Source organism: Cronobacter universalis NCTC 9529, assembly GCF_001277175.1.
Classification (GTDB): domain Bacteria; phylum Pseudomonadota; class Gammaproteobacteria; order Enterobacterales; family Enterobacteriaceae; genus Cronobacter; species Cronobacter universalis.
Map to the genome: position 1 here is coordinate 4,102,805 of NZ_CP012257.1, position 20,382 is coordinate 4,123,186.

The following is a 20,382-nucleotide window of genomic DNA, read 5'->3' on the forward strand; positions in this document are numbered from 1 at the left end:
GTTTTTTTTCACTGCATCGCGTTGGTCGCGGCCGTGTAAGCCTGGGTGAAGGCCTGATGTTGCGCGGCGAGCGGCCCTATCAGCGCGTTATACTGGCTCGCCTGCTGCGAGGTCGGGAACTGGATGCCATTAGCCGCAAAGCCCACCTGCGTGCCCTGCTGCGCGATGAAATCACCGACCTGCACCAGCTGCTGCGTGAACGTCTGCGCGGCCGGGATCAGCGGTTGCAGCGCATTGGCCGGGCCCGTCACCACTTTTTCATAGGCTTTATCGAACACAGGTTTCAGGTCATCCGCCTGTTTCAGCGACGCGTGAGAGCTGTCCGCCTGCATTTTCGCGTTCTGCAACTGCTGGCTCATTACGCCCAGCGAACCGTTGGCCTGGCGCAGCGCTTCACGCTGGGTCATGTAATCCTGCGGTACGCGAATGCTGTTAACGCTATCCACTACCGGGCGGATGCCGGCGTCCATCGCCTGGTTCACCTGCTGAGAGTAGCTGTAAAGGATGGCATAGTCGGAAACGAACGGACCGAACTGTTTTTTCTGATCGGCAGTCAGCGTTGGCAGACGTTCGCCGCTACGCATTACCGTGTTTTGCAGAAAATCGACGAACGCTTTGCGCTGGTCGCCCTCTTTATCAAAACACCCGCTCAGGCTGAATACCATTAACAACGCCGCCAGCGGCGCGAACCAGCGAGAGCAGGACTTACCTGTCGCCATTTTTTTGCTCCTTTCACTCATCAACGCGCACACCACTGCCAGTGTGCTTCAACGCCCACAAGGATAGTTCAGACGCGTCGCGCAGGATACCCTTTATTGCGCTGTGAAAGCGATTATGCGAAAGGCCACGCGCCGCACGTAAAAAAGGGCCGCCAGCCTGCGCTGACGACCCTTAATAAAGACGCTCGCAACCTTACCGACACGCAGCCTCGCCAGGCCTGAAAAGGCGGGGTTTCCCCCGCCCTCCAGACGCTACTTACCGGATTCGTAAGCCAGAAACGCAGCGGCCTCCCGATATCTGTCCTTATAACGAATTTCGCACAGCGATTTTCGTATAAGGAGCGTGAATATTAATAGGGTGATACAGACGATTAATACGCACCAGATAAGCGCATTTCGCGGTAGTTTCATCAGCTTCTTTTCCTTGTCTTGCGACGGGTAAGAGGCTAATCTGCATATGTTTGGTATGGAGACAGCCTCGTTGGTTAATGAAAATTGACCTTCGGGGCTTTCTTCTTTCTGCCATCCGCCATAGCGGTAACACTGCCGATTGCCGGAGGCAAAAAGCCTCAAGCGCCGGGGTCATTCTACGCCGCCTTTTTCGCCTGCCAGAACGTGATTCGGTGCTTTTCAGAAACCGACATGAGCGCTTTCCCAGAAGCAGGCGAACAACGTTTATACGGGCGTCAGAACAGCGCTGTACGTTTCCCGAAATGCCTGGCAAATCTGGTGATCCTTCGCAAGCTAAAGGATCGCGCCGGGATCTTTTACAAAACTATACTTTCTTAAGATTAATCCTAATATCAACGTGTTAGGACGCGATATTCCACCACAGAACGGCCAGAACCGGCGCTCGCCAGTCAACAAGCGCAAAATCTTCGATTACGCTTCCCGCGGTTTGGTTTTTTCCGAACTATGATTAAGAAGCTTCTTAGACGTTCACGATCCCGCTGTGTGATTAGGAGTCCAAAATGGAATCTAAAGACCCTATGTTTGAGTTGCTCAGCAGCCTCGAACAAATTGTATTAAAAAAAGATGTCTCTGATACGGTTACCCTGCCGCAGAAACCTAACGCGTTTTCAGAATTTGAACTGTTGCGTAAAAGAACGGGCCTGAAAACTGATGATTTGGCTCGTGTAATGGGCGTCAGTGTCGCAATGGTTCAGGAGTGGGAATCCCGCCGTGTGAAACCCTCCAGCACCGAACTGAAGCTGATGCGCCTGATTCAGGCGAATCCCATGCTCAGTAAACAACTCATGGAATGAAACGCTAGCCAGCAGTACACTTTTTTTCGCAAACAAAACGCCCCCGCAGATGCGGGGGCGTTGCTTTTCAGAATACATTTGGGTGCGTGCAGGCCAACCCATCCTCCTGACCAGTGGGTGGGGGATCGCTCCCCCATCCAAAGGCTACTTCCCTGGTTCGTAAGCAAGGATTGCCCGTATTTCCCGGCTTCCCTCTTTAATGGTGAATTCACATAAGCGATCACGCATTATTAAGGCGAAACACAGCACCGTAATACAGAGCGCTAATATGCTTAAAAAAGCATATCGGGATTTTATTGGCATAATTGCCTCCTTATAGGGAAGAGGCTACAATCAGGCTGTTGGGTTCTGATTGCAGCCTCCCCCGAGGTTAAATGGAATTAACTAAGGGGGGCATTCATCTGACCAGCCTTTGCATCATGCCCAAGCCAGCCAGCCTGAGCACCCGCGCGCTATATTATCCGCAACCGGCTTATTAATAATTACGCGACCACGTAATAACTCCGCGCTTTTTGTATTGTGATAAGAAAATAAGAATTCAACGTAGCGAAAACCGCTATAAAAAAACCCGCCAGCGGCGGGTTTTTTATTATTAACGAAACACGTTACTGGAGCAGGGAAATATCCGCTACCTGCAGGAACAGCGCACGTAATTTTGACAGCAGCGTCAGACGATTAATACGCACCTGCGCATCGTCCGCGTTAACCATCACTTTCTCGAAGAACTCATCCACCGGCTCGCGCAGCTGCGCCAGCTCGACCAGCGCTTCCTGATAGCGGCCTTCCGCGAACAGCGGCTGCAGTTTGTCGCGCATCACAGCAACCTGCAACGCCAGACGGATTTCCGGATCTTCTTTCAGTACCGACGCATGAACTTCATCGTTCAGCGGCTCGTTGGCCTTCGCGAGGATATTGGAAACGCGTTTGTTCGCCGCAGCCAGCGCTACTGCTTCATCCAGCGTACGGAAGTGCGATACCGCCTTCATGCGGGCATCGAAATCCGCCGGGCGGGTCGGACGATTCGCCAGTACCGCCTGAATGGTGTCAACGCTGTAGCCTTCGTCCTGATACCAGGCGCGGAAGCGGCCCAGCATGAAGTCCACGACATCATCCACCACTTTGGCGTTGGTCAGTTTGCTGCCGTAGAGGCGCACGGCTTCTTCCGTCAGGGTTTGCAGATCAAGCGGCAGGTTTTTCTCAACGATAATACGCAGCGCGCCGAGGGCGGCGCGGCGCAGCGCAAACGGGTCTTTATCGCCTTTCGGATGCTGGCCAATGCCGAAAATGCCGGCCAGGGTATCCATCTTATCGGCAATCGCCACGGCGCAGGCCACCAGGCTTGATGGCAGCGCATCGCCCGCAAAACGCGGCATGTACTGCTCGTTCAGCGCAACCGCAACGTCTTCAGATTCGCCATCATGACGCGCGTAGTGCATGCCCATGACGCCCTGGGTGTCGGTGAACTCAAACACCATGTTGGTCATCAGATCGCATTTGGAGAGCAGACCCGCGCGCGTCGCGTGGTTCACATCCGCGCCTATCTGGCTCGCAATCCAGCCGGAGAGCGCCTGAATGCGGTCGGTTTTGTCGCGCAGCGTGCCGAGCTGTTGCTGGAACAGTACGGTTTCAAGACGCGGCAGGTGATCTTCCAGACGTTTTTTACGGTCGGTGTTGAAGAAGAACTCCGCATCCGCCAGACGCGGACGCACGACTTTTTCGTTACCGGAGATAATCTGGTGCGGATCTCTGGACTCAATATTCGCCACAAAGATGAAATTCGGCAGCAGCTTGCCGTCGGTGCCGTAAACCGGGAAATATTTCTGGTCGCCTTTCATGGTGTAGACCAGCGCTTCCGCCGGCACCGCCAGGAATTTCTCTTCGAATTTCGCGGTCAGGACCACCGGCCATTCCACCAGCGAGGTGACTTCTTCAAGCAGGCTGTCGCTCAGATCGGCATTGCCGCCGATTTTCGCGGCTGCCGCTTCGGCGTCCTGCTGAATTTTGGCTTTACGCGCGTTGTAGTCGGCGATGACCTTGCCGCGCTCCAGCAGGATCTGCGGGTACTGATCGGCATGGTCGATCGTGAATTCCGGCTCGCCCATAAAACGGTGGCCGCGGATCACGCGATCGGACTGAATGCCGAGAATGGTAGCCGGCAGCACTTCATCGTCCAGCAGCAGCGTCACGGTATGAACCGGGCGCACGAACTGCACGTCAGACGCGCCCCAGCGCATCAGTTTTGGAATCGGCAATTTAGACAGCGCGGTGCTCACCATGTTTGGCAGCAACGCCTGCGCGCTTTCGCCTTTCACGTGGGCGCGATACATCAGCCACTCGCCTTTATCGGTCACCAGACGCTCCGCCTGATCGACGGTAATGCCGCAGCCGCGCGCCCAGCCTTCCGCCGCTTTGCTCGGATTGCCCTCGGCGTCAAACGCCGCAGAAACCGCCGGGCCACGCTTTTCAACTTCGCGATCCGGCTGGGACGCCGCCAGATTCGCCACTTTCAGCGCCAGACGACGCGGCGCCGCAAACCAGCTCACGACGCCGTGGGTCAGGCCCGCCGCGTCCAGTTCAGCAGTAAAGTTCGCAGCGAAGGATTCCTCCAGGCTGCGCAGGGCTTTTGGTGGCAGCTCTTCAGTGCCAATCTCCACCAGAAAAGTTTTCTCAGACATGGCAGCCTCTTATTTATTTCTGTTGCACATCGGGAAGCCCAGCGCCTCGCGGGAGGCGTAGTAGGCTTCGGCCACGGCTTTGGTCAGCGTGCGGATACGCAAAATGTAGCGCTGGCGCTCGGTCACCGAGATAGCCTTGCGCGCGTCCAGCAGGTTGAAGCTGTGGGCGGCTTTCAGAATACGTTCATAAGCAGGCAGCGGCAGCGGGTTTTCCAGCGCCAGCAGCTGTTGAGCTTCTTTTTCGTACTGCTCAAAGCAGGTAAACAGGAAATCCACGTCGGCGTATTCGAAGTTATAGGTGGATTGCTCCACTTCGTTCTGATGGAACACGTCGCCGTAAGTGGTTTTGCCAAGCGGACCATCGCTCCAGACCAGGTCGTAAACGCTGTCCACGCCCTGAATGTACATGGCGAGACGCTCAAGGCCGTAAGTGATTTCACCGGTCACCGGTTTGCACTCCAGGCCGCCGACCTGCTGGAAGTAAGTGAACTGCGTCACTTCCATGCCGTTCAGCCACACTTCCCAGCCGAGACCCCAGGCGCCGAGCGTCGGGTTTTCCCAGTTGTCTTCGACGAAGCGAATATCATGAATGGTCGGGTCCATACCCAGCTCTTTAAGCGACCCCAGGTACAGCTCCTGAATATTGTCCGGCGACGGCTTAATGATCACCTGGAACTGGTAGTAGTGCTGTAAACGGTTGGGGTTTTCGCCGTAGCGGCCATCGGTCGGGCGGCGGGAAGGCTGAACATAAGCGGCCGCGATCGGCTCCGGGCCCAGCGCCCGCAGGCAGGTCATCGGGTGGGAGGTGCCGGCGCCGACTTCCATGTCCAGAGGTTGAACGATGGTGCAGCCCTGACGAGCCCAGTAATCCTGTAAGGTCAGGATCAGGCCCTGAAAGGTCCTGGTATCAAACTTTTGCATATGATTTCGCACGCGATACGAGTGGGTTTATTTGGAAGCGGTCAGTATACCCGTTGACCGCCAGATATACAGCCTCAATCCACGACCAAAAGCGGGCGGTTGACGCGTGGTTGCGCCATTAGCGCATTGAAAGGTGTAAAAATTGGCCGTTGGCGTCGAAAGAACAGGTAAAGCCTTCTTCGCGCGCCGTATAGCCGCGCATTTCATAGCTTCCCTGAAACGCCTCGAAACCGTTGACGGTGATTTTCTGCGCGGCGGTATTGTAGCGATGGGCGGCTTTCGCTTTACAAAGCTGTTCCATTTCCAGCGAATGCGGCGCGCTGACGCGTCCTTTTTGCGCATGCTGCGGGTGCGCGTCCTCGTGACTGCAACCGACAAGCGCGCCTGCAAACAGCACCAGCCAAAGCGTGCGGGGCAACAGCCTCGTCATAGTCTGTTATCTCCATGTTAAAATGACGACTAAAGCGCGGGTGACCGCAGCGGACAAAGGGCGTGCATTCTGCAAAACCGCCGCCAGGCTGACAACGGGCCGCCCTGAAACTCAGATTGTTCCGTGAAGCAGGACCCAGAATCAGGAAGTCACACTGCTGATAATTAAAGATGGTACAGAGGAACTGATGCAGCAAAAAATTCACTGGATAGACAATCTGCGCGCGATAGCCTGTCTGATGGTCATCATGATCCACACGACGACCTGGTATATTACCAATCCTTCACTGGTCAGCCCGCTAAACTGGGAGTTAGCCAACCTGCTGAACTCCGCGTCGCGCGTCAGCGTGCCGCTGTTTTTTATGATCTCAGGGTATCTCTTTTTCGGCGAGCGCAGCGCCGGGCAGCGGCATTTTCTGCGCATCGCGCTCTGCCTGGTTTTTTACAGCGCCGTGGCGCTTGTCTACATCACGCTGCTGACACCAATCAATGAAAAAATCTCACTCAGGCTGTTGTTACAGAAGCCGGTTTTCTACCATTTATGGTTTTTCTTCGCCATTGCCGTCATTTACCTGCTGTCGCCGTTGATTAGCGTGAAGCGCATCGATGGCCGGACGGCGCTGGCCCTTATCGTCCTGCTGGGCGTGGTGGCGAACCCGAATACCGTGGCGCAAAAACTTGGTGGCGTGCAGTGGCTGCCGGTGAACCTGTATATCAATGGCGATACGTTTTATTACGTACTGTACGGGCTGATGGGCCGCGCGATCGGGATGATGGAGACAGCGCAGCGCCCGGTGAGCCTGCTGGCGGGTATCGTGCTGGCGGTCAGCACTGTGTCGATTGCGAGCGGCACCCATCAGGCGCTGGAGAGCCACGGCAACTTTGCCGACACCTTTTATCTTTATTGCGGCCCGCTGGTGCTTATCGCCGCGTTAAGCCTGCTGGTGCTGGCGAAAAATACGCTTAACCGCGAACTCACACCTCTCGCGTTTATCGCGCGCTATTCGCTGGGCATTTACGGCTTCCATGCGCTGATCATCCATTTCTTGCGCACGCGGCACCTGGAATTCACGGCATGGCCGGTGCTGGATATCGCCTGGATTTTCAGTACGACGCTGGCGGGCAGCCTGGCGCTGGCGGCGCTGTTGCAGCGCGTCGACCGCCGTCGTCTCGTCAGTTAACGGCGCGCGAGCGGGCGCGCTGGAGCTGCCGGGCGGATGAAAACCCGGCGGCCACGGCGGCCTGTTCCGCGCCCTGCCCCTGCAATAAGCACTGACTGGCAAACGCCACGCGTAATTGCTCAAGATAATCGCGAACGCTGATCCCCAGGTGCTCTTTAAACAGCCGCGTGAGATGGCGCGGGCTGACGTGCACGCGTCCGGCAATCTCCGTCAGGCTCCATGTCGCCTGCGGATGCGCGGCCAGCAGATCCTGGGCGCGATGCACGGCGGGGTGCAGATGATTTCGGTAACGCAGCCAGGGCGAGAGCTGCGGATCGTCGCCGGAGCGGCGAAACCAGACCACCATTTCGCGCGCCACATCAAGCGCCGCGCGCGGCCCGCACAAACGATGGATCAGATGCAGGCTTAAATCGATGCCGGACGTAATACCGGCGCTGGTCCAGATGCCGCGATCTTCAACAAAAATACGGTTATCGCGCACCTGCGCGCCGGGGGCGGCGGCCTTAAGGCGCGCCAGCACGTCATGGTGCGTGGTGCACTCAACGCCATGCAGCAGACCGGCTTTCGCCGCCAGCAGCGAGCCCGAGCAGACGCAAATTAGCGTGAGCTGCTGACTGTGGATCAGCGGCTGAAGCCGCATCAGCCAGTTGCGGGCGGCCAGCGCCCCTGGCGTAGCAAACCAGCGGCTGGAATCCGCGACACCGGGGAGAACGAGCAGGCTGCCTGGCGGCAGTGTTTCCGGCAGCGGCGCGATACCCGCCACCTGTAAGCCGGTCGACATCACGACTCGCTCTTCAGGCCCTATGTAATTCAGGCTGAAGGCGTCGCCCGCAAGCGCCAGCGTCTCCGCCGGGCCCGTTAAATCGAGCGCCATGACGCCAGGCAACACCACAAACCAGACAGGAATGGTCATCCCAAAGACTCCAGACATTGCGCCACGCTGCTAATCGTCGCAAAACGCCCCGCCAGCACCGTTTCGGTACGGTGGCGCAACGCGTCCACATCCAGCGTCACGCCTTTCCAGGTCATCGGAAACGTCAGCGTCGCTTCGCTCACAAACGTCACCCGGTAACCCAGATCAGAGGCGACCCGCGTTGTGGTTTCGCAGCACTGCTCGGTACGGATACCGCAGATAATCAGGTGGTTAATATCCCTTTGCCGCAGCCATAAATCCAGCCCGGTGTCGGTAAACGCGTTATGAACATGCTTATGGAATGTCACGGCGGCCTTATGACGCAGGAAAGGCATTGGCGTTACAAAACCCGATTCAAGCGTAAACACATCGTCGCCATCGACATGGAAAATATCGACGACCGGAATATTGCGCGCTTCGCAGCCAGCGATAAGCGTATTGATAGCCTCGCAAAACGCCGGAAAATCGTCTTCACGCCAGTAGCTGCGGTGAAAAAAAGATTGCTGGGTATCGATATTGATCAGTGCGGTACGCGTCATTTCAGGACACCTGTTTGAGTGGGGTTGAACCCTATTCTTACAGGCATGCGTGATGCCGGGCTGACCAGAAAAGGACAAAAAAAGGGTGTTTCAGGACGGCTTCCTGGACACCCGCTTTTTGGTTAAGACATTAAGGGCAGCAACTGCTGGTAGAGCTTGCGGAAGGTTTCACGCTGCTCGCCATAACGCTGATGGCGCGCGGCATCCGGCTGATGCTGCTGTTCCAGCGCAAGCGGTGGAAGCAGATCGGCTAGCGCACGCTCTGGCGAGAGCGCAATCTGCGCAAGCCTTGCCGCGCCGAGCGCCGGGCCGACGTCGCCGCCGGTGCGGTAATCCAGCGGCACGCCGCTGATATCCGCCAGCATCTGGCGCCAGTACGCGCTACGCGCGCCGCCGCCAATCAGCGTAACGCTTTGCGGCGTTACCCCGCATTCATGCACCGCATCCATGCCGTCCGCCAGCGCATAGCCGACGCCCTCCAGCACCGCGCGCGCCAGCTCGGCGGGCCCATGCTCGTGCGTCAGCCCAAAAAACACGCCTTTCGCCAGCGGATTGTTATGGGGCGTGCGCTCACCGGAAAGATACGGCAGGAACCAGACAGCGCCCGCGCCGTCACGCGCGTTTTGCGCGGCCGTAAGCAGCGCCGGAACGCTTCCCGCGCCGGTAAGCCGTGCCGCCCAGTCGAGACACGAGGCGGCGCTCAGCATCACCGACATCAAATGCCAGCGCGCGGGTAACGCATGGCAAAAACTGTGCACCGCGCTTTCAGGGTTTGTCCGAAAGCCATCACTGACGGCAAAGTAAACGCCGGACGTGCCGAGCGACAGCATCGCCTGGCCTGGATCGGCAAGACCAACGCCCACGGCGCCCGCGGCGTTATCGCCGCCGCCTGCCACCACCGGCACCGCATTCATACCCCACGCCCTGGCAACGTCATCTTTCAGTTCGCCCGTGATCTCGCTGCCTTCAAACAGCGCGGGCATATGCTCGCGTTGCAGATGGCACGCCGCCAGCATGACGTCGCTCCAGTCGCGCTGCGCCACATTCAGCCACATCGTGCCTGCCGCATCGGACATGTCGCTCGCGAATACGCCGGTCATGCGCAACCGCAGATAATCTTTGGGCAGCAGCACTTTGTCGGTTTGACTAAAAATTTCCGGCTCGTGGCGCTCCACCCATAGCAGCTTCGGCGCGGTAAAACCCGGCATCATGAGATTGCCGGTAATTTCACGCGAATCGGGTACGTTTTCTTCAAGGATGGCGCACTCCTGCGCGCTTCGCCCGTCGTTCCAGAGGATCGCGGGACGGAGCACCCGCTGATGTTTATCAAGCAGCGTGGCGCCATGCATCTGTCCGCTTAAGCCTATCGCTTTCACGTCTCGCAGACTGTGCTGCGCGCCCAGCGCCTGCATAGCGCGGTCAGTCGCCTGCCACCAGCTTTCGGGATCTTGCTCCGACCACAACGGATGCGGACGAGCGACCTGCAACGCTTCGCTGTGCGAAGCCACAAGCGCGCCCTGCTCATCCAGCAGAATAACTTTTACCCCTGAAGTCCCAAGGTCGATCCCAATATACATCGCCGCCGCTCCTGTGAAGAACGCCGCCCGAAGGCGGCGCAATGCGTTTACTTATCAAACAGATAATAATTGACCAGGTTTTCCAGCTGTTCCTGGTGTCCGCTCTGATGCTGCGGCGCCAGATTATGCTGCTCCGCGTACTGAGCCAGTTCAGCAAGCGTCATCTGGCCTTTGAGGATCTGCTGGCCAAGCTCGCCGTTCCAGCCGGCATAACGGCGGGCGACGCGTTTATCCAGCTCGCCCTCTTCGAGCATTTTCGCCGCCACTTTCAGCGACAGCGCCATCGTATCCATCGCGCCGATATGACCGTAGAACAGATCATACTTATCGGTGCTCTGACGGCGCACTTTGGCGTCAAAGTTCAGCCCGCCGGTGGTGAAACCACCTGCTTTGAGGATTTCATACATCACCAGGGCGTTCTCTTCGACGCTGTTCGGGAACTGATCGGTATCCCAGCCGAGCTGCGGGTCGCCGCGGTTCGCATCTACCGAACCGAACAGACCGAGCGCAATGGCGCTGGCAATCTCATGGTGGAAAGAATGGCCCGCAAGCGTGGCGTGGTTGGCCTCAATGTTAAGCTTAATCTCTTTTTCAAGACCAAATTGTTTCAGGAAGCCATACACGGTCGCCGCGTCATAGTCATACTGATGTTTGGTCGGCTCCTGCGGTTTCGGTTCGATAAGCAGCGTCCCGCGAAAGCCGGTTTTATGCTTATGCTCCACGACCATCTGCATAAAGCGGCCAAGCTGTTCACGCTCCTGGCGCAGATCGGTATTGAGCAGCGTTTCGTAGCCTTCGCGTCCGCCCCACAGCACATAGTTTTCGCCGCCCAGCTGATGGGTCGCGTTCATGGCGGTGACCACCTGCGTGGCCGCCCAGGAGAAAACTTCCGGGTCAGGATTGGTGGCGGCGCCTGCGCCGTAGCGTGGATGGGTAAAGCAGTTGGCGGTGCCCCACAGCAGCTTCACGCCGCTCTCCTGTTGCTTCTGCGCCAGCACTTCTACCATCCGGGCGAAGTTATTCAGGTACTCCTTAAGCGACGCGCCTTCCGGCGATACGTCAACATCATGGAAGCAGTAGTAAGGCACGTTGAGCTTATGGAAAAACTCGAATGCCACGTCGGCTTTGCGTTTCGCGAGGCTCAGCGCGTCGCCTGATTGCTGCCACGGGCGTTCAAACGCGCCCACGCCAAACATATCCGAGCCGTTCCAGCAGAACGTATGCCAGTAGCAGGCGGCGAAACGCAGATGATCTTCCATACGTTTACCGGCAACCAACTCGTCGGGATTGTAATGGCGGAATGCCAGGGGATTGGTGGTTTTCGGGCCTTCATAACGCACACGTTCAAGTTGGTCGAAATAAGTCGGCATAATTGACTCCGTAATCAGGGCTGTTCCAGCGAGAATAAATTAATCCTGGAATTTCCTTTCCCTTTGCTCAATTACGTTATTTCACACTGCGATTAAGAGAATGCGCAAATGTGCGCTGGCTCGCAAAAACTGGGTTAGCTCCACTCAATATTGCATTGCGCGATAAATTCCATTTTATTTGTGAAACTTTTGGATTTAACATTAGAAATCCGATCGGCGTCATAAAATCAGAAATAAACAAAAAAACGTAATCCGAAGATTAAAATCTGTAATTGATCGCCAGCCTTTCCGCGCTAAAAATTCCTGCGTCCGTAAGTATGAATGTCCGTTTCGTCCCCGATGAATTAAGCCCATTCGTAACACTGGAACAGGTATAAAAATCATGAAAATAAAGCAGCTTATTCTTACCCTGTGCGCGTCGCTGGTGTTAACCAGCTTCAGCGGCATCGCAAAAGACGTCAAAATCGGCATGGCGATCGATGACCTGCGCCTTGAGCGCTGGCAGAAAGATCGCGACATTTTCGTTAGCAAAGCGGAATCACTGGGCGCCAAAGTCTTTGTACAGTCGGCGAACGGCAACGAAGAAACGCAAATGTCGCAAATTGAAAATATGATCAACCGCGGCGTGGATGTGCTGGTGATTATTCCCTACAACGGGCAGGTATTAAGTAACGTTGTCGCCGAGGCGAAACGCGAAGGAATTAAAGTGCTGGCGTATGACCGTATGATCAATAACGCCGACATCGATTTCTACATCTCTTTCGATAATGAAAAAGTAGGCGAAATCCAGGCGCAAAGCCTGGTCGACAAGGTGCCGCAAGGGAATTATTTCCTGATGGGCGGCTCGCCGGTCGATAATAACGCGCGCCTTTTCCGGGACGGGCAAATGAAAGTCCTGAAGCCTTTTATCGATAGCGGAAAAATAAAAGTCGTTGGCGATCAGTGGGTGGATGGGTGGCTACCGGAAAATGCGCTGAAAATTATGGAAAACGCGCTGACCGCGAACAACAATAAAATCGACGCTGTCGTCGCCTCTAACGACGCGACCGCAGGCGGTGCTATTCAGGCGCTGAGCGCGCAAGGGCTTGCCGGGAAAGTGGCTATCTCTGGTCAGGATGCCGACCTTGCCGGGATCAAGCGCATCATCGCTGGCACACAGACCATGACGGTCTATAAACCGATTACGCAGCTTGCCAATACGGCTGCCGAAGTCGCGGTTGAGCTTGGCAACGACAAGCAGCCGAAATCTGACGCCACGCTCAATAACGGGCTGAAAGAAGTGCCCTCGCGCCTGTTAACCCCCATCAAGGTGGATAAATCCAACATTGAATCCACCGTCATTAAAGACGGCTTCCATAAGAAAACCGATCTGTAATCCCACGGCGTTTGCGGTTCGCCGTAAACGCCAGTGACGCCCTCCGACCAGTGCAGGCGGACTTGTTATGCCTTATTTACTCGAAATGAAAAATATCACCAAAGCCTTCGGCGCCGTTAAAGCGGTCGATAACGTGTCGCTCGCGCTTGCGCCAGGCGAGGTGATGTCGCTGTGCGGTGAAAACGGCTCCGGCAAATCAACGCTGATGAAAGTACTGTGCGGGATATACCCCTGGGGCAGCTATGAAGGCGAAATCACGTTTGCCGGCGAGCCGCTCACGCCAGCCCATATCCGCGATACCGAGCGCAAAGGGATAGCGATCATTCATCAGGAGCTGGCGCTGGTAAAAAACCTGACGGTGCTGGAAAACATCTTTCTCGGCGCAGAAATCACGCGCCGCGGCGTGCTGGATTACGACGCCATGACGGTGCGCTGCGAAAAACTGCTGGCGCAGGTGAGCCTGTTTGTCTCTCCGCATACCCGAACGGGCGATCTCGGCCTTGGCCAGCAGCAACTGGTGGAAATCGCGAAAGCGCTGAACAAACAGGTGCGTCTGCTGGTATTGGATGAACCCACGGCGTCACTCACCGAGCAGGAGACCGCGCTGCTGCTGGATATCATTCGGGATCTTCAGCAGCACGATATTGCCTGTATCTACATTTCCCACAAGCTGAATGAAGTAAAAGCGATATCCGACACCATTTGCGTGATCAGGGATGGCAAACCGGTCGGCACGCGCCCGGCCGCGCAAATGAGTGAGGAGGAGATCATCGCCATGATGGTAGGCCGCGAACTGACGGCCCTCTACCCGAGCGAGCCTCATACGCCTGGTGATGAAATCCTGCGTGTGGAAAACCTGACGGCCTGGCACCCGGTGAATCGCCATATTCAGCGCGTCAGCGAGCTCTCATTTTCGCTGCGCCGTGGTGAAATTCTCGGCATCGCCGGGCTCGTGGGCGCCGGGCGTACCGAGGCGATGCAGTGTCTGTTCGGCGTCTGGCCAGGGCGCTGGCAGGGCGACATTTTTATCGACGGCAAGCCGGTGACGCTGCGCAACTGCCAACAGGCTATCGCCCACGGCATCGCGATGGTGCCGGAGGATCGCAAAAAAGACGGCATTGTGCCGGTGATGGCGGTTGGGCAGAACATTACGCTCGCTGCGCTGGATGAATTCAGCGGGCCGCTCAGCGCGCTGGATGCGGCGGCAGAACAGCAGTGCATTCTTGATTCACTACAGCGACTGAAAGTGAAAACCGCGTCGCCGATGCTGGCGATAGGCCGCCTGAGCGGCGGCAATCAGCAAAAAGCGATTCTCGCGCGCTGCCTGCTGCTTAATCCACGCATTCTTATCCTCGATGAACCGACGCGCGGCATTGATATCGGTGCCAAATATGAAATCTACAAACTGATTCACCAGCTGGTGCAGCAGGGTATCGCCGTCATTGTTATCTCATCGGAACTGCCGGAAGTGCTCGGTCTGAGCGACCGGGTGCTGGTGATGCATGAAGGCCGACTCAAAGCCAATCTCGTTAACCGCCATCTCACACAAGAACAGGTGATGGAAGCCGCCCTGAGGAGCGATCGCCATGTCGAAAAGCAATCCGTCTGAAATCAAGCTAGCCGCGCCATCGGCCTCTTCGCCGGTCTCATTCCGCGCGCTGAATAAAATTAACGTTCAGGTCTTTGTGATGATCGCGGCCATTGTGGTCATCATGCTGTTTTTCACGTTCATGACCGACGGCGCGTATCTGAGCGCCCGTAACATCTCTAACCTGCTGCGCCAGACCGCCATTACCGGCATTCTGGCAGTCGGGATGGTCTTCGTCATTATTTCCGCGGAGATCGATCTTTCTGTCGGCTCAATGATGGGCCTGCTGGGTGGGGCAGCGGCGATTTTTGACGTCTGGCTGGGCTGGCCGCTGCCGCTGACGATTGTCGTCACGCTGCTGCTCGGCCTGCTGCTGGGCGCATGGAACGGCTGGTGGGTCGCTTACCGCAAAGTCCCGTCGTTTATCGTCACGCTTGCGGGGATGCTGGCGTTTCGCGGCGTGTTGATAGGCATCACCAACGGCACGACGGTATCGCCCACCAGCCCCGCGATGTCACAGATAGGCCAGAGCTACCTGCCAGGCGGCGTCGGCTTTGCCATCGGCGCGCTCGGGCTGGCGCTGTTTATTTTCTGGCAGTGGCGGGGGCGGATGCGTCGCCAGGCCCTCGGTCTGACCTCAACGCCTTCCAGTGCCGTTGCCGGCAAGCAGGCGCTGACGGCGGTGATTGTGCTGGGCGCCATCTGGCTGCTCAACGATTATCGCGGCGTGCCCACGCCAGTATTGATCCTCACATTCCTTCTGCTGGCGGGCATGTTTATGGCGCTGCATACCGCGTTTGGCCGCCGCATTTACGCGATCGGCGGGAATATCGACGCCGCGAGGCTTTCCGGCATTAACGTGGAACGCACTAAGCTTGCGGTGTTTGCGATAAACGGCGTGATGGTGGCGATTGCCGGGCTGATTTTAAGCTCGCGCCTCGGGGCGGGCTCGCCCTCGGCCGGGAATATCGCCGAGCTCGACGCCATCGCCGCCTGCGTCATCGGCGGCACCAGCCTTGCCGGCGGCGTCGGGAGCGTGGCGGGGGCGGTGATGGGCGCCTTTATTATGGCGTCGCTTGATAACGGCATGAGCATGATGGACGTGCCCACGTTCTGGCAATACATTGTCAAAGGAGCCATTTTGCTGCTGGCGGTCTGGATGGATTCCGCGACGCGCCGACGCGCCTGAACATAACCTGCAATGGATCACATTGCAGGCGCGCGGTTATCCCGTCTCGCGGGATATGTGTTATTCAAACAACAGGTTCAAGGCCGGATACTGACACTATGTTTGAAAAGCGTCATCGCATTACGCTGCTGTTTAATGCCAACAAAGCTTATGACCGTCAGGTGGTTGAAGGCGTTGGCGAGTACTTACAGGCTTCGCAATCAGAGTGGGATATCTTCATGGAAGAGGATTTCCGCACCCGGATTGAGAACATTAAAGAATGGCTTGGCGATGGGGTGATCGCCGATTTTGACGATCCGGAAATCGAGCAGCTGCTGAAAGACGTTCAGGTGCCGATCGTCGGCGTCGGCGGCTCTTATCATCGGCCCGAGCACTATCCGCCGGTGCATTACATCGCGACAGACAATTACGCGCTGGTCGAAAGCGCGTTTTTGCATCTGAAAGAGAAAGGCGTGCACCGCTTCGCCTTCTACGGGCTCCCTTCTTCCAGCGGCAAACGCTGGGCGGCCGAGCGCGAGCATGCGTTTAGCGAACTAGTCGCGCGCGAAAAATACCGTGGCGTAATCTATCAGGGGCTGGAAACCGCGCCGGAGAACTGGCAGCACGCCCAGAACCGGCTTTCTGACTGGCTCCAGACGCTGCCGCCGCAGACCGGCATTATCGCCGTGACCGATGCTCGTGCCCGCCATCTGCTACAGGTGTGCGAGCATTTACATATTCCGGTGCCGGAGAAACTCTGCGTCATCGGCATTGATAACGAAGAGCTAACGCGTTATCTCTCCCGCGTCGCGCTCTCGTCAGTGGCACAGGGCACGCGCCAGATGGGATATCAGGCCGCGAAACTGCTGCATCGCCTGCTGGCTAATGAAAATCTGCCGCTCCAGCGTGTGCTGGTGCCGCCTGCGCGGGTAGTGGAACGGCGCTCCACCGATTACCGCTCGCTGCACGATCCGGCCGTTATTCAGGCGATGCACTACATTCGCAATCACGCCTGCAAAGGAATCAAAGTCGAGCAGGTGCTGGATGCGGTCGGGATTTCCCGCTCCAACCTGGAAAAGCGCTTTAAAGAAGAGGTCGGCGAAACTATTCACGCCGTGATCCATGCTGAGAAGCTGGAGAAAGCGCGCAGCCTGCTGATTTCTACCTCATTGAGCATCAACGAGATTTCCCAGATGTGCGGCTATCCATCGCTGCAATATTTCTATTCGGTATTTAAGAAAGAGTACGACACCACGCCGAAGGAGTATCGCGACAGATTCAGCGAGGTGATGATATAGCGCGCGCGACGGTTTACCTTAAAACGTTAAGCGGCGCTTATGCTGGCAGGCGTTAATAACATGCGCGCGTGGCGGAGCGAGAAACAATAAAAAACGTCTTCCAAAGAAGACGTTTTTTTGTGTCCGAACCAGGAGAGCCGCTCATTAATTGGTTGCCAGCAGGTGCTGATTATCCTGATACATGGCAAACAGATAATTGTTATAGCTTTTCCCTTTGGTGGAATAGCCTTTCAGCTTATGGATCATATTGCTCGCCGTTACTTCCTGATCCGCTTTACGCAGTTGCAGACGGGATTTGCGGAAAGAAGCATAAGCCGGATGCGTATTGAGATTCACCGCGTACGCATTAACGGATTCTTTAACAGAGTTAAAGTGAGAATACCCTTTCACTTTGCCTGGTTCGTAATTACAACGCTTGCTGGCGCATTTCATGCCGAACAAGTTGTTGTTATTTCGGGCAAGTTTCGAGGTCCCCCAACCGCTTTCCGCCGCCGCCATGGTCGCGACCATGCTGGCAGGAATAATATCTACGCGCTCAAACAGCGTATTCCACGGTACCCGACGCGTATTGCCGTTCCATTTCACCTTGTAACGCTTCGCGATATCTTTCAGGCGCGCGCGCTCAGACGGCGACCACTGGGCGTCGTACTGCTTTGAGATAAGCCAGTTACGCTCAGCCGAAATCGCTGCATTCTGGCTGGTAATGTAAGGCATGACGGTCCGGAGAAACGCTTTTTTCCGTGGTGTTCCGGAAGGGTATTTTCGCAAATCAGGCAGTGAACCACTTATTACACTATTGCGAGAATACTCTTTTTTACTGCTTGCCAGTTTTTTACCGCTTGTCTTTTTAACATGGACTGTGTGGCTCTTTTTCGTGGTGTGCTGCGTTGCAAGCACTTCACCCGAAAATGCCAGGGTGGCTAACATACACAGCGCCGCCCCTAATCGTCGAATTGAAGTCGATATCATCAGGTCTCCTGGTCGGATTTCAGCATTCCAACACCTTATTATTTAATTAAATTTAAGAAAGGAATCTTAAATCGTATCAAAAATACCGTTTTGGATCATCAAAAGAAATAAGTCGATTCTGAATTCGCGCCGCTCAAAGGCAGTTTAACTTGCTGAAATTGAACGTTAAAAAAGAGCATTTTTAGCATTTCATGCTGGCATTGAAAGGGCACGGCTCATCCTCCCGTTTCCTCCCCTTTCACTGCCGCTTAAGGATGAGGAATTCCTTAGATCGCCATGCGACACTGCACAGAAATCGCACAGGATGCCCATAATGAACCTCTCCCCTCTCGCACTCTTCTTGCTGCCGGGCATCGCGCTTGCGCAGTGGTCTGCTCCCGACCTGCCCGCGTTTCAGGAAAAGACACCCGGCGTGTTTACAAGCCAGGGGCTGCTGGCCAAAGGCGCGCAGCCGCTGCGCCTGACGCAGGACAATGCCTGCTGGCAACCCGCAGGCCCCGTCAAGCTCAACCAGATGCTCTCACTGGCGCCGTGCGTTGACCCGGCACCCGAGTGGCGACGCTTTCGCGACGGCCATTATCAGGTGCAGATAGACACGCGCTCCGGCACCCCGACGCTGATGCTGAGCATTGAGCAGGAAGCGCAAAAAGCCGTGGCGGAAGTGACACGCCAGTGTCCGAAGTGGGACGGCAAACCGCTCACGGTTTCCGTAAAAGAGACATTCGAGGAAGGCAGCCAGGTACGCGATTTTTACAGCGGCAGTATCGCTACGGTCACGCAGGGGCAAATCACGCTGACGCCTGCGCCCGGCAGTAACGGGCTTTTGCTGCTGGAGCGCGCAGAATCTCCTTCGCAGGCCGCGTTTAACTGGCACAACGCCACCGTCTATTTCGTCCTGACCGATCGCTTTGTGAACGGCGACCCCGCCAATGACAACAGCTATGGCCGCCATAAAGACGGCATGCAGGAGATTGGCACGTTTCACGGCGGCGATCTCAAAGGGTTGACCAGCAAGCTGGATTATCTGCAAACGCTCGGCGTCAATGCGTTATGGATAAGCTCGCCGCTGGAGCAGATCCACGGCTGGGTCGGCGGCGGCGCCAAAGGCGATTTCCCCCATTATGCCTACCACGGCTACTACCCGCAGGACTGGACGAAACTGGATGCCAACATGGGCACGCCGGACGACTTACGCCATCTGGTCGATGAAGCGCACCGGCGCGGCATTCGTGTTTTATTCGACGTGGTGATGAACCACACGGGCTACGCCACGCTCGCTGATATGCAGCAATTCCAGTTTGGCGCGCTCTACCTCAAAGGCGACGAGCTGAAAAAGACGCTGGGTGAACACTGGACCGACTGGCGCCCTGGCGCGGGCCAGAACTGGCACAGCTTCAATGACTATATTAATTTCAGCGACAAAGCGGCCTGGGAAAAATGGTGGGGTAAAACGTGGATCCGCACGGATATCGGCGACTACGACAGCCCCGGCTTTGACGATCTCACGCTCTCGCTCACCTTTTTACCGGACCTGAAAACAGAATCGACGCAGCCCTCCGGCCTGCCAAACTTTTACCAGCGCAAGCCGGATACCGCGGCGCAGCTTATCGACGGCGCCACGCCGCGCGATTACCTGACACGCTGGCTCAGCCAGTGGGTGCGCGATTACGGTATCGACGGTTTCCGCGTGGATACGGCAAAACATGTTGAACTGGCCGCCTGGCAACAGCTGAAAAACGAGGCCAGCGCGGCGCTTGTCGAATGGAAAGCCAAAAACCCGGATAAAAAGCCCGATGACGCGCCGTTCTGGATGACCGGCGAGGCCTGGGGTCACGGCGTGATGCAGAGCGATTACTACCGCCACGGCTTCGACGCGATGATTAACTTCGATTACCAGGAGCAGGCTGCGAAAGCCGCGAACTGTTTCGCGAATATCGATATGGTCTGGCAGCAGATGGCGGAAAAACTCCAGGGGTTCAACGCCCTGAGCTATCTCTCCTCGCATGATACCCGGCTGTTTCGCGAAGGCGGGCCGCGGGCGGCAGAATTACTTTTGCTCACGCCCGGCGCGGTACAGATTTTTTACGGCGACGAGAGTGAACGGCCTTTCGGCCCAACCGGCTCCGATCCGCTCCAGGGCACGCGATCCGATATGAACTGGCAGGATCTCAACGGTAAAAGCGCGGCGACGCTCGCGCACTGGCAAAAGCTCGGGCAGTTCCGCGCGCGTCACCCGGCCATCGGCAGCGGAAAGCAGACCACGCTTTCGCTGCAACAGGGCTACGGTTTTGTGCGCCAGCAGGGTGACGATACCGTTATGGTCGTCTGGGCTGGCCAGCAATAATCACCAGGCGGCGTGTCTTCGGGCGCGCCGCCTCGTTATCCAGCATTTAAT

18 protein-coding genes and 1 pseudogene are annotated in these 20,382 nt (G+C 56.6%); 7 read left to right on the forward strand and 12 right to left on the reverse strand.

The window, feature by feature from the left end:
• Window positions 1-8: 8 nt before the first annotated feature.
• The 3 genes and pseudogenes from AFK65_RS18940 to AFK65_RS22380 form a co-directional block, all read right to left on the reverse strand.
• Window positions 9-719 carry a DUF3053 domain-containing protein gene (locus AFK65_RS18940; protein WP_004387604.1) on the reverse strand — a complete coding sequence of 237 codons (711 nt, stop codon included), beginning with the start codon at window positions 717-719 and terminating at the stop codon, window positions 9-11.
• 252 nt (window positions 720-971) lie between these two features.
• Complete coding sequence (locus AFK65_RS18945; RefSeq protein WP_038858649.1) at window positions 972-1,130, reverse strand: type I toxin-antitoxin system Hok family toxin; 159 nt, start codon at window positions 1,128-1,130, stop codon at window positions 972-974.
• Window positions 1,090-1,305 (reverse strand): annotated as a pseudogene (locus AFK65_RS22380) (DUF5431 family protein); the annotation flags it as partial. The pseudogene AFK65_RS22380 and the gene AFK65_RS18945, both read right to left, overlap by 41 nt.
• A gap of 385 nt (window positions 1,306-1,690) precedes the next feature.
• Between AFK65_RS22380 and AFK65_RS18955 the strand changes: the two are divergent.
• Window positions 1,691-1,984 (forward strand): HTH-type transcriptional regulator, encoded by a 294-nt coding sequence (locus tag AFK65_RS18955; protein ID WP_032805035.1) that lies wholly within the window; start codon window positions 1,691-1,693, stop codon window positions 1,982-1,984.
• A gap of 144 nt (window positions 1,985-2,128) precedes the next feature.
• On the opposite strand, the gene AFK65_RS21420 is transcribed toward AFK65_RS18955, so the two are convergent.
• From AFK65_RS21420 to AFK65_RS18970, 4 genes are all read right to left on the reverse strand, one after another.
• The gene (locus AFK65_RS21420) at window positions 2,129-2,287 is read right to left on the reverse strand and encodes a Hok/Gef family protein (protein WP_015387147.1); all 159 of its coding nucleotides are present in this window, start codon (window positions 2,285-2,287) and stop codon (window positions 2,129-2,131) included.
• 302 nt (window positions 2,288-2,589) lie between these two features.
• Window positions 2,590-4,659 (reverse strand): glycine--tRNA ligase subunit beta, encoded by a 2,070-nt coding sequence (gene glyS / locus AFK65_RS18960; RefSeq protein ID WP_007703111.1) that lies wholly within the window; start codon window positions 4,657-4,659, stop codon window positions 2,590-2,592.
• Between the two features lie 9 nt (window positions 4,660-4,668).
• A complete protein-coding gene (gene glyQ / locus AFK65_RS18965) occupies window positions 4,669-5,580 on the reverse strand; it encodes a glycine--tRNA ligase subunit alpha (protein ID WP_004387598.1) in 912 nt (303 codons plus the stop codon).
• Window positions 5,581-5,698: 118 nt separating this feature from the next.
• Window positions 5,699-6,010, reverse strand: a complete 312-nt coding sequence (locus tag AFK65_RS18970; RefSeq protein WP_007703119.1) for a YsaB family lipoprotein — start codon at window positions 6,008-6,010, stop codon at window positions 5,699-5,701.
• A gap of 187 nt (window positions 6,011-6,197) precedes the next feature.
• On the opposite strand from AFK65_RS18970, the gene AFK65_RS18975 reads away from it, so the two are divergent.
• The gene (locus AFK65_RS18975) at window positions 6,198-7,190 is read left to right on the forward strand and encodes an acyltransferase (RefSeq protein ID WP_007703122.1); all 993 of its coding nucleotides are present in this window, start codon (window positions 6,198-6,200) and stop codon (window positions 7,188-7,190) included.
• Here AFK65_RS18975 and AFK65_RS18980 read toward each other — a convergent pair.
• The 4 genes from AFK65_RS18980 to xylA all read right to left on the reverse strand — a co-directional run bounded on the left by AFK65_RS18980 (window position 7,183) and on the right by xylA (window position 11,589).
• Window positions 7,183-8,103: a GlxA family transcriptional regulator gene (locus tag AFK65_RS18980; RefSeq protein ID WP_038858646.1), complete on the reverse strand. Its 921-nt coding sequence runs from the start codon at window positions 8,101-8,103 to the stop codon at window positions 7,183-7,185. The genes AFK65_RS18975 and AFK65_RS18980 overlap by 8 nt on opposite strands.
• Window positions 8,100-8,642, reverse strand: coding sequence for an isochorismatase family protein (locus AFK65_RS18985; RefSeq protein WP_007703494.1), 543 nt, complete (start codon window positions 8,640-8,642; stop codon window positions 8,100-8,102). The genes AFK65_RS18980 and AFK65_RS18985 overlap by 4 nt, the downstream gene beginning before the upstream one ends.
• Before the next feature lie 122 nt (window positions 8,643-8,764).
• A complete protein-coding gene (xylB, locus tag AFK65_RS18990) occupies window positions 8,765-10,219 on the reverse strand; it encodes a xylulokinase (RefSeq protein WP_038858643.1) in 1,455 nt (484 codons plus the stop codon).
• A 47-nt stretch (window positions 10,220-10,266) separates the two neighbouring features.
• The gene (gene xylA, locus AFK65_RS18995) at window positions 10,267-11,589 is read right to left on the reverse strand and encodes a xylose isomerase (RefSeq protein WP_007703131.1); all 1,323 of its coding nucleotides are present in this window, start codon (window positions 11,587-11,589) and stop codon (window positions 10,267-10,269) included.
• A gap of 382 nt (window positions 11,590-11,971) precedes the next feature.
• Between xylA and xylF the strand changes: the two genes are divergently transcribed.
• The 4 genes from xylF (at window position 11,972) to xylR (ending at window position 17,018) form a co-directional block, all read left to right on the forward strand.
• Complete coding sequence (gene xylF, locus AFK65_RS19000) at window positions 11,972-12,964, forward strand: D-xylose ABC transporter substrate-binding protein (RefSeq protein WP_007703134.1); 993 nt, start codon at window positions 11,972-11,974, stop codon at window positions 12,962-12,964.
• Between the two features lie 67 nt (window positions 12,965-13,031).
• Window positions 13,032-14,573, forward strand: coding sequence for a xylose ABC transporter ATP-binding protein (locus AFK65_RS19005; protein ID WP_007703136.1), 1,542 nt, complete (start codon window positions 13,032-13,034; stop codon window positions 14,571-14,573).
• On the forward strand, window positions 14,551-15,741 hold the full coding sequence (gene xylH, locus AFK65_RS19010; protein WP_038858639.1) for a xylose ABC transporter permease XylH: 1,191 nt from the start codon (window positions 14,551-14,553) through the stop codon (window positions 15,739-15,741). Before AFK65_RS19005 ends, xylH begins: the two co-directional genes overlap by 23 nt.
• A gap of 98 nt (window positions 15,742-15,839) precedes the next feature.
• The gene (gene xylR / locus AFK65_RS19015) at window positions 15,840-17,018 is read left to right on the forward strand and encodes a D-xylose utilization transcriptional activator XylR (RefSeq protein ID WP_007703139.1); all 1,179 of its coding nucleotides are present in this window, start codon (window positions 15,840-15,842) and stop codon (window positions 17,016-17,018) included.
• Window positions 17,019-17,162: 144 nt separating this feature from the next.
• Here xylR and AFK65_RS19020 read toward each other — a convergent pair whose 3' ends face one another.
• Window positions 17,163-17,987, reverse strand: a complete 825-nt coding sequence (locus tag AFK65_RS19020; protein WP_071602576.1) for a protein bax — start codon at window positions 17,985-17,987, stop codon at window positions 17,163-17,165.
• Between the two features lie 313 nt (window positions 17,988-18,300).
• Here AFK65_RS19020 and AFK65_RS19025 point away from each other — a divergent pair, with 313 nt between their 5' ends.
• Window positions 18,301-20,331, forward strand: a complete 2,031-nt coding sequence (locus tag AFK65_RS19025) for an alpha-amylase (protein ID WP_007703142.1) — start codon at window positions 18,301-18,303, stop codon at window positions 20,329-20,331.
• The last annotated feature ends 51 nt before the right edge of the window (window positions 20,332-20,382 follow it).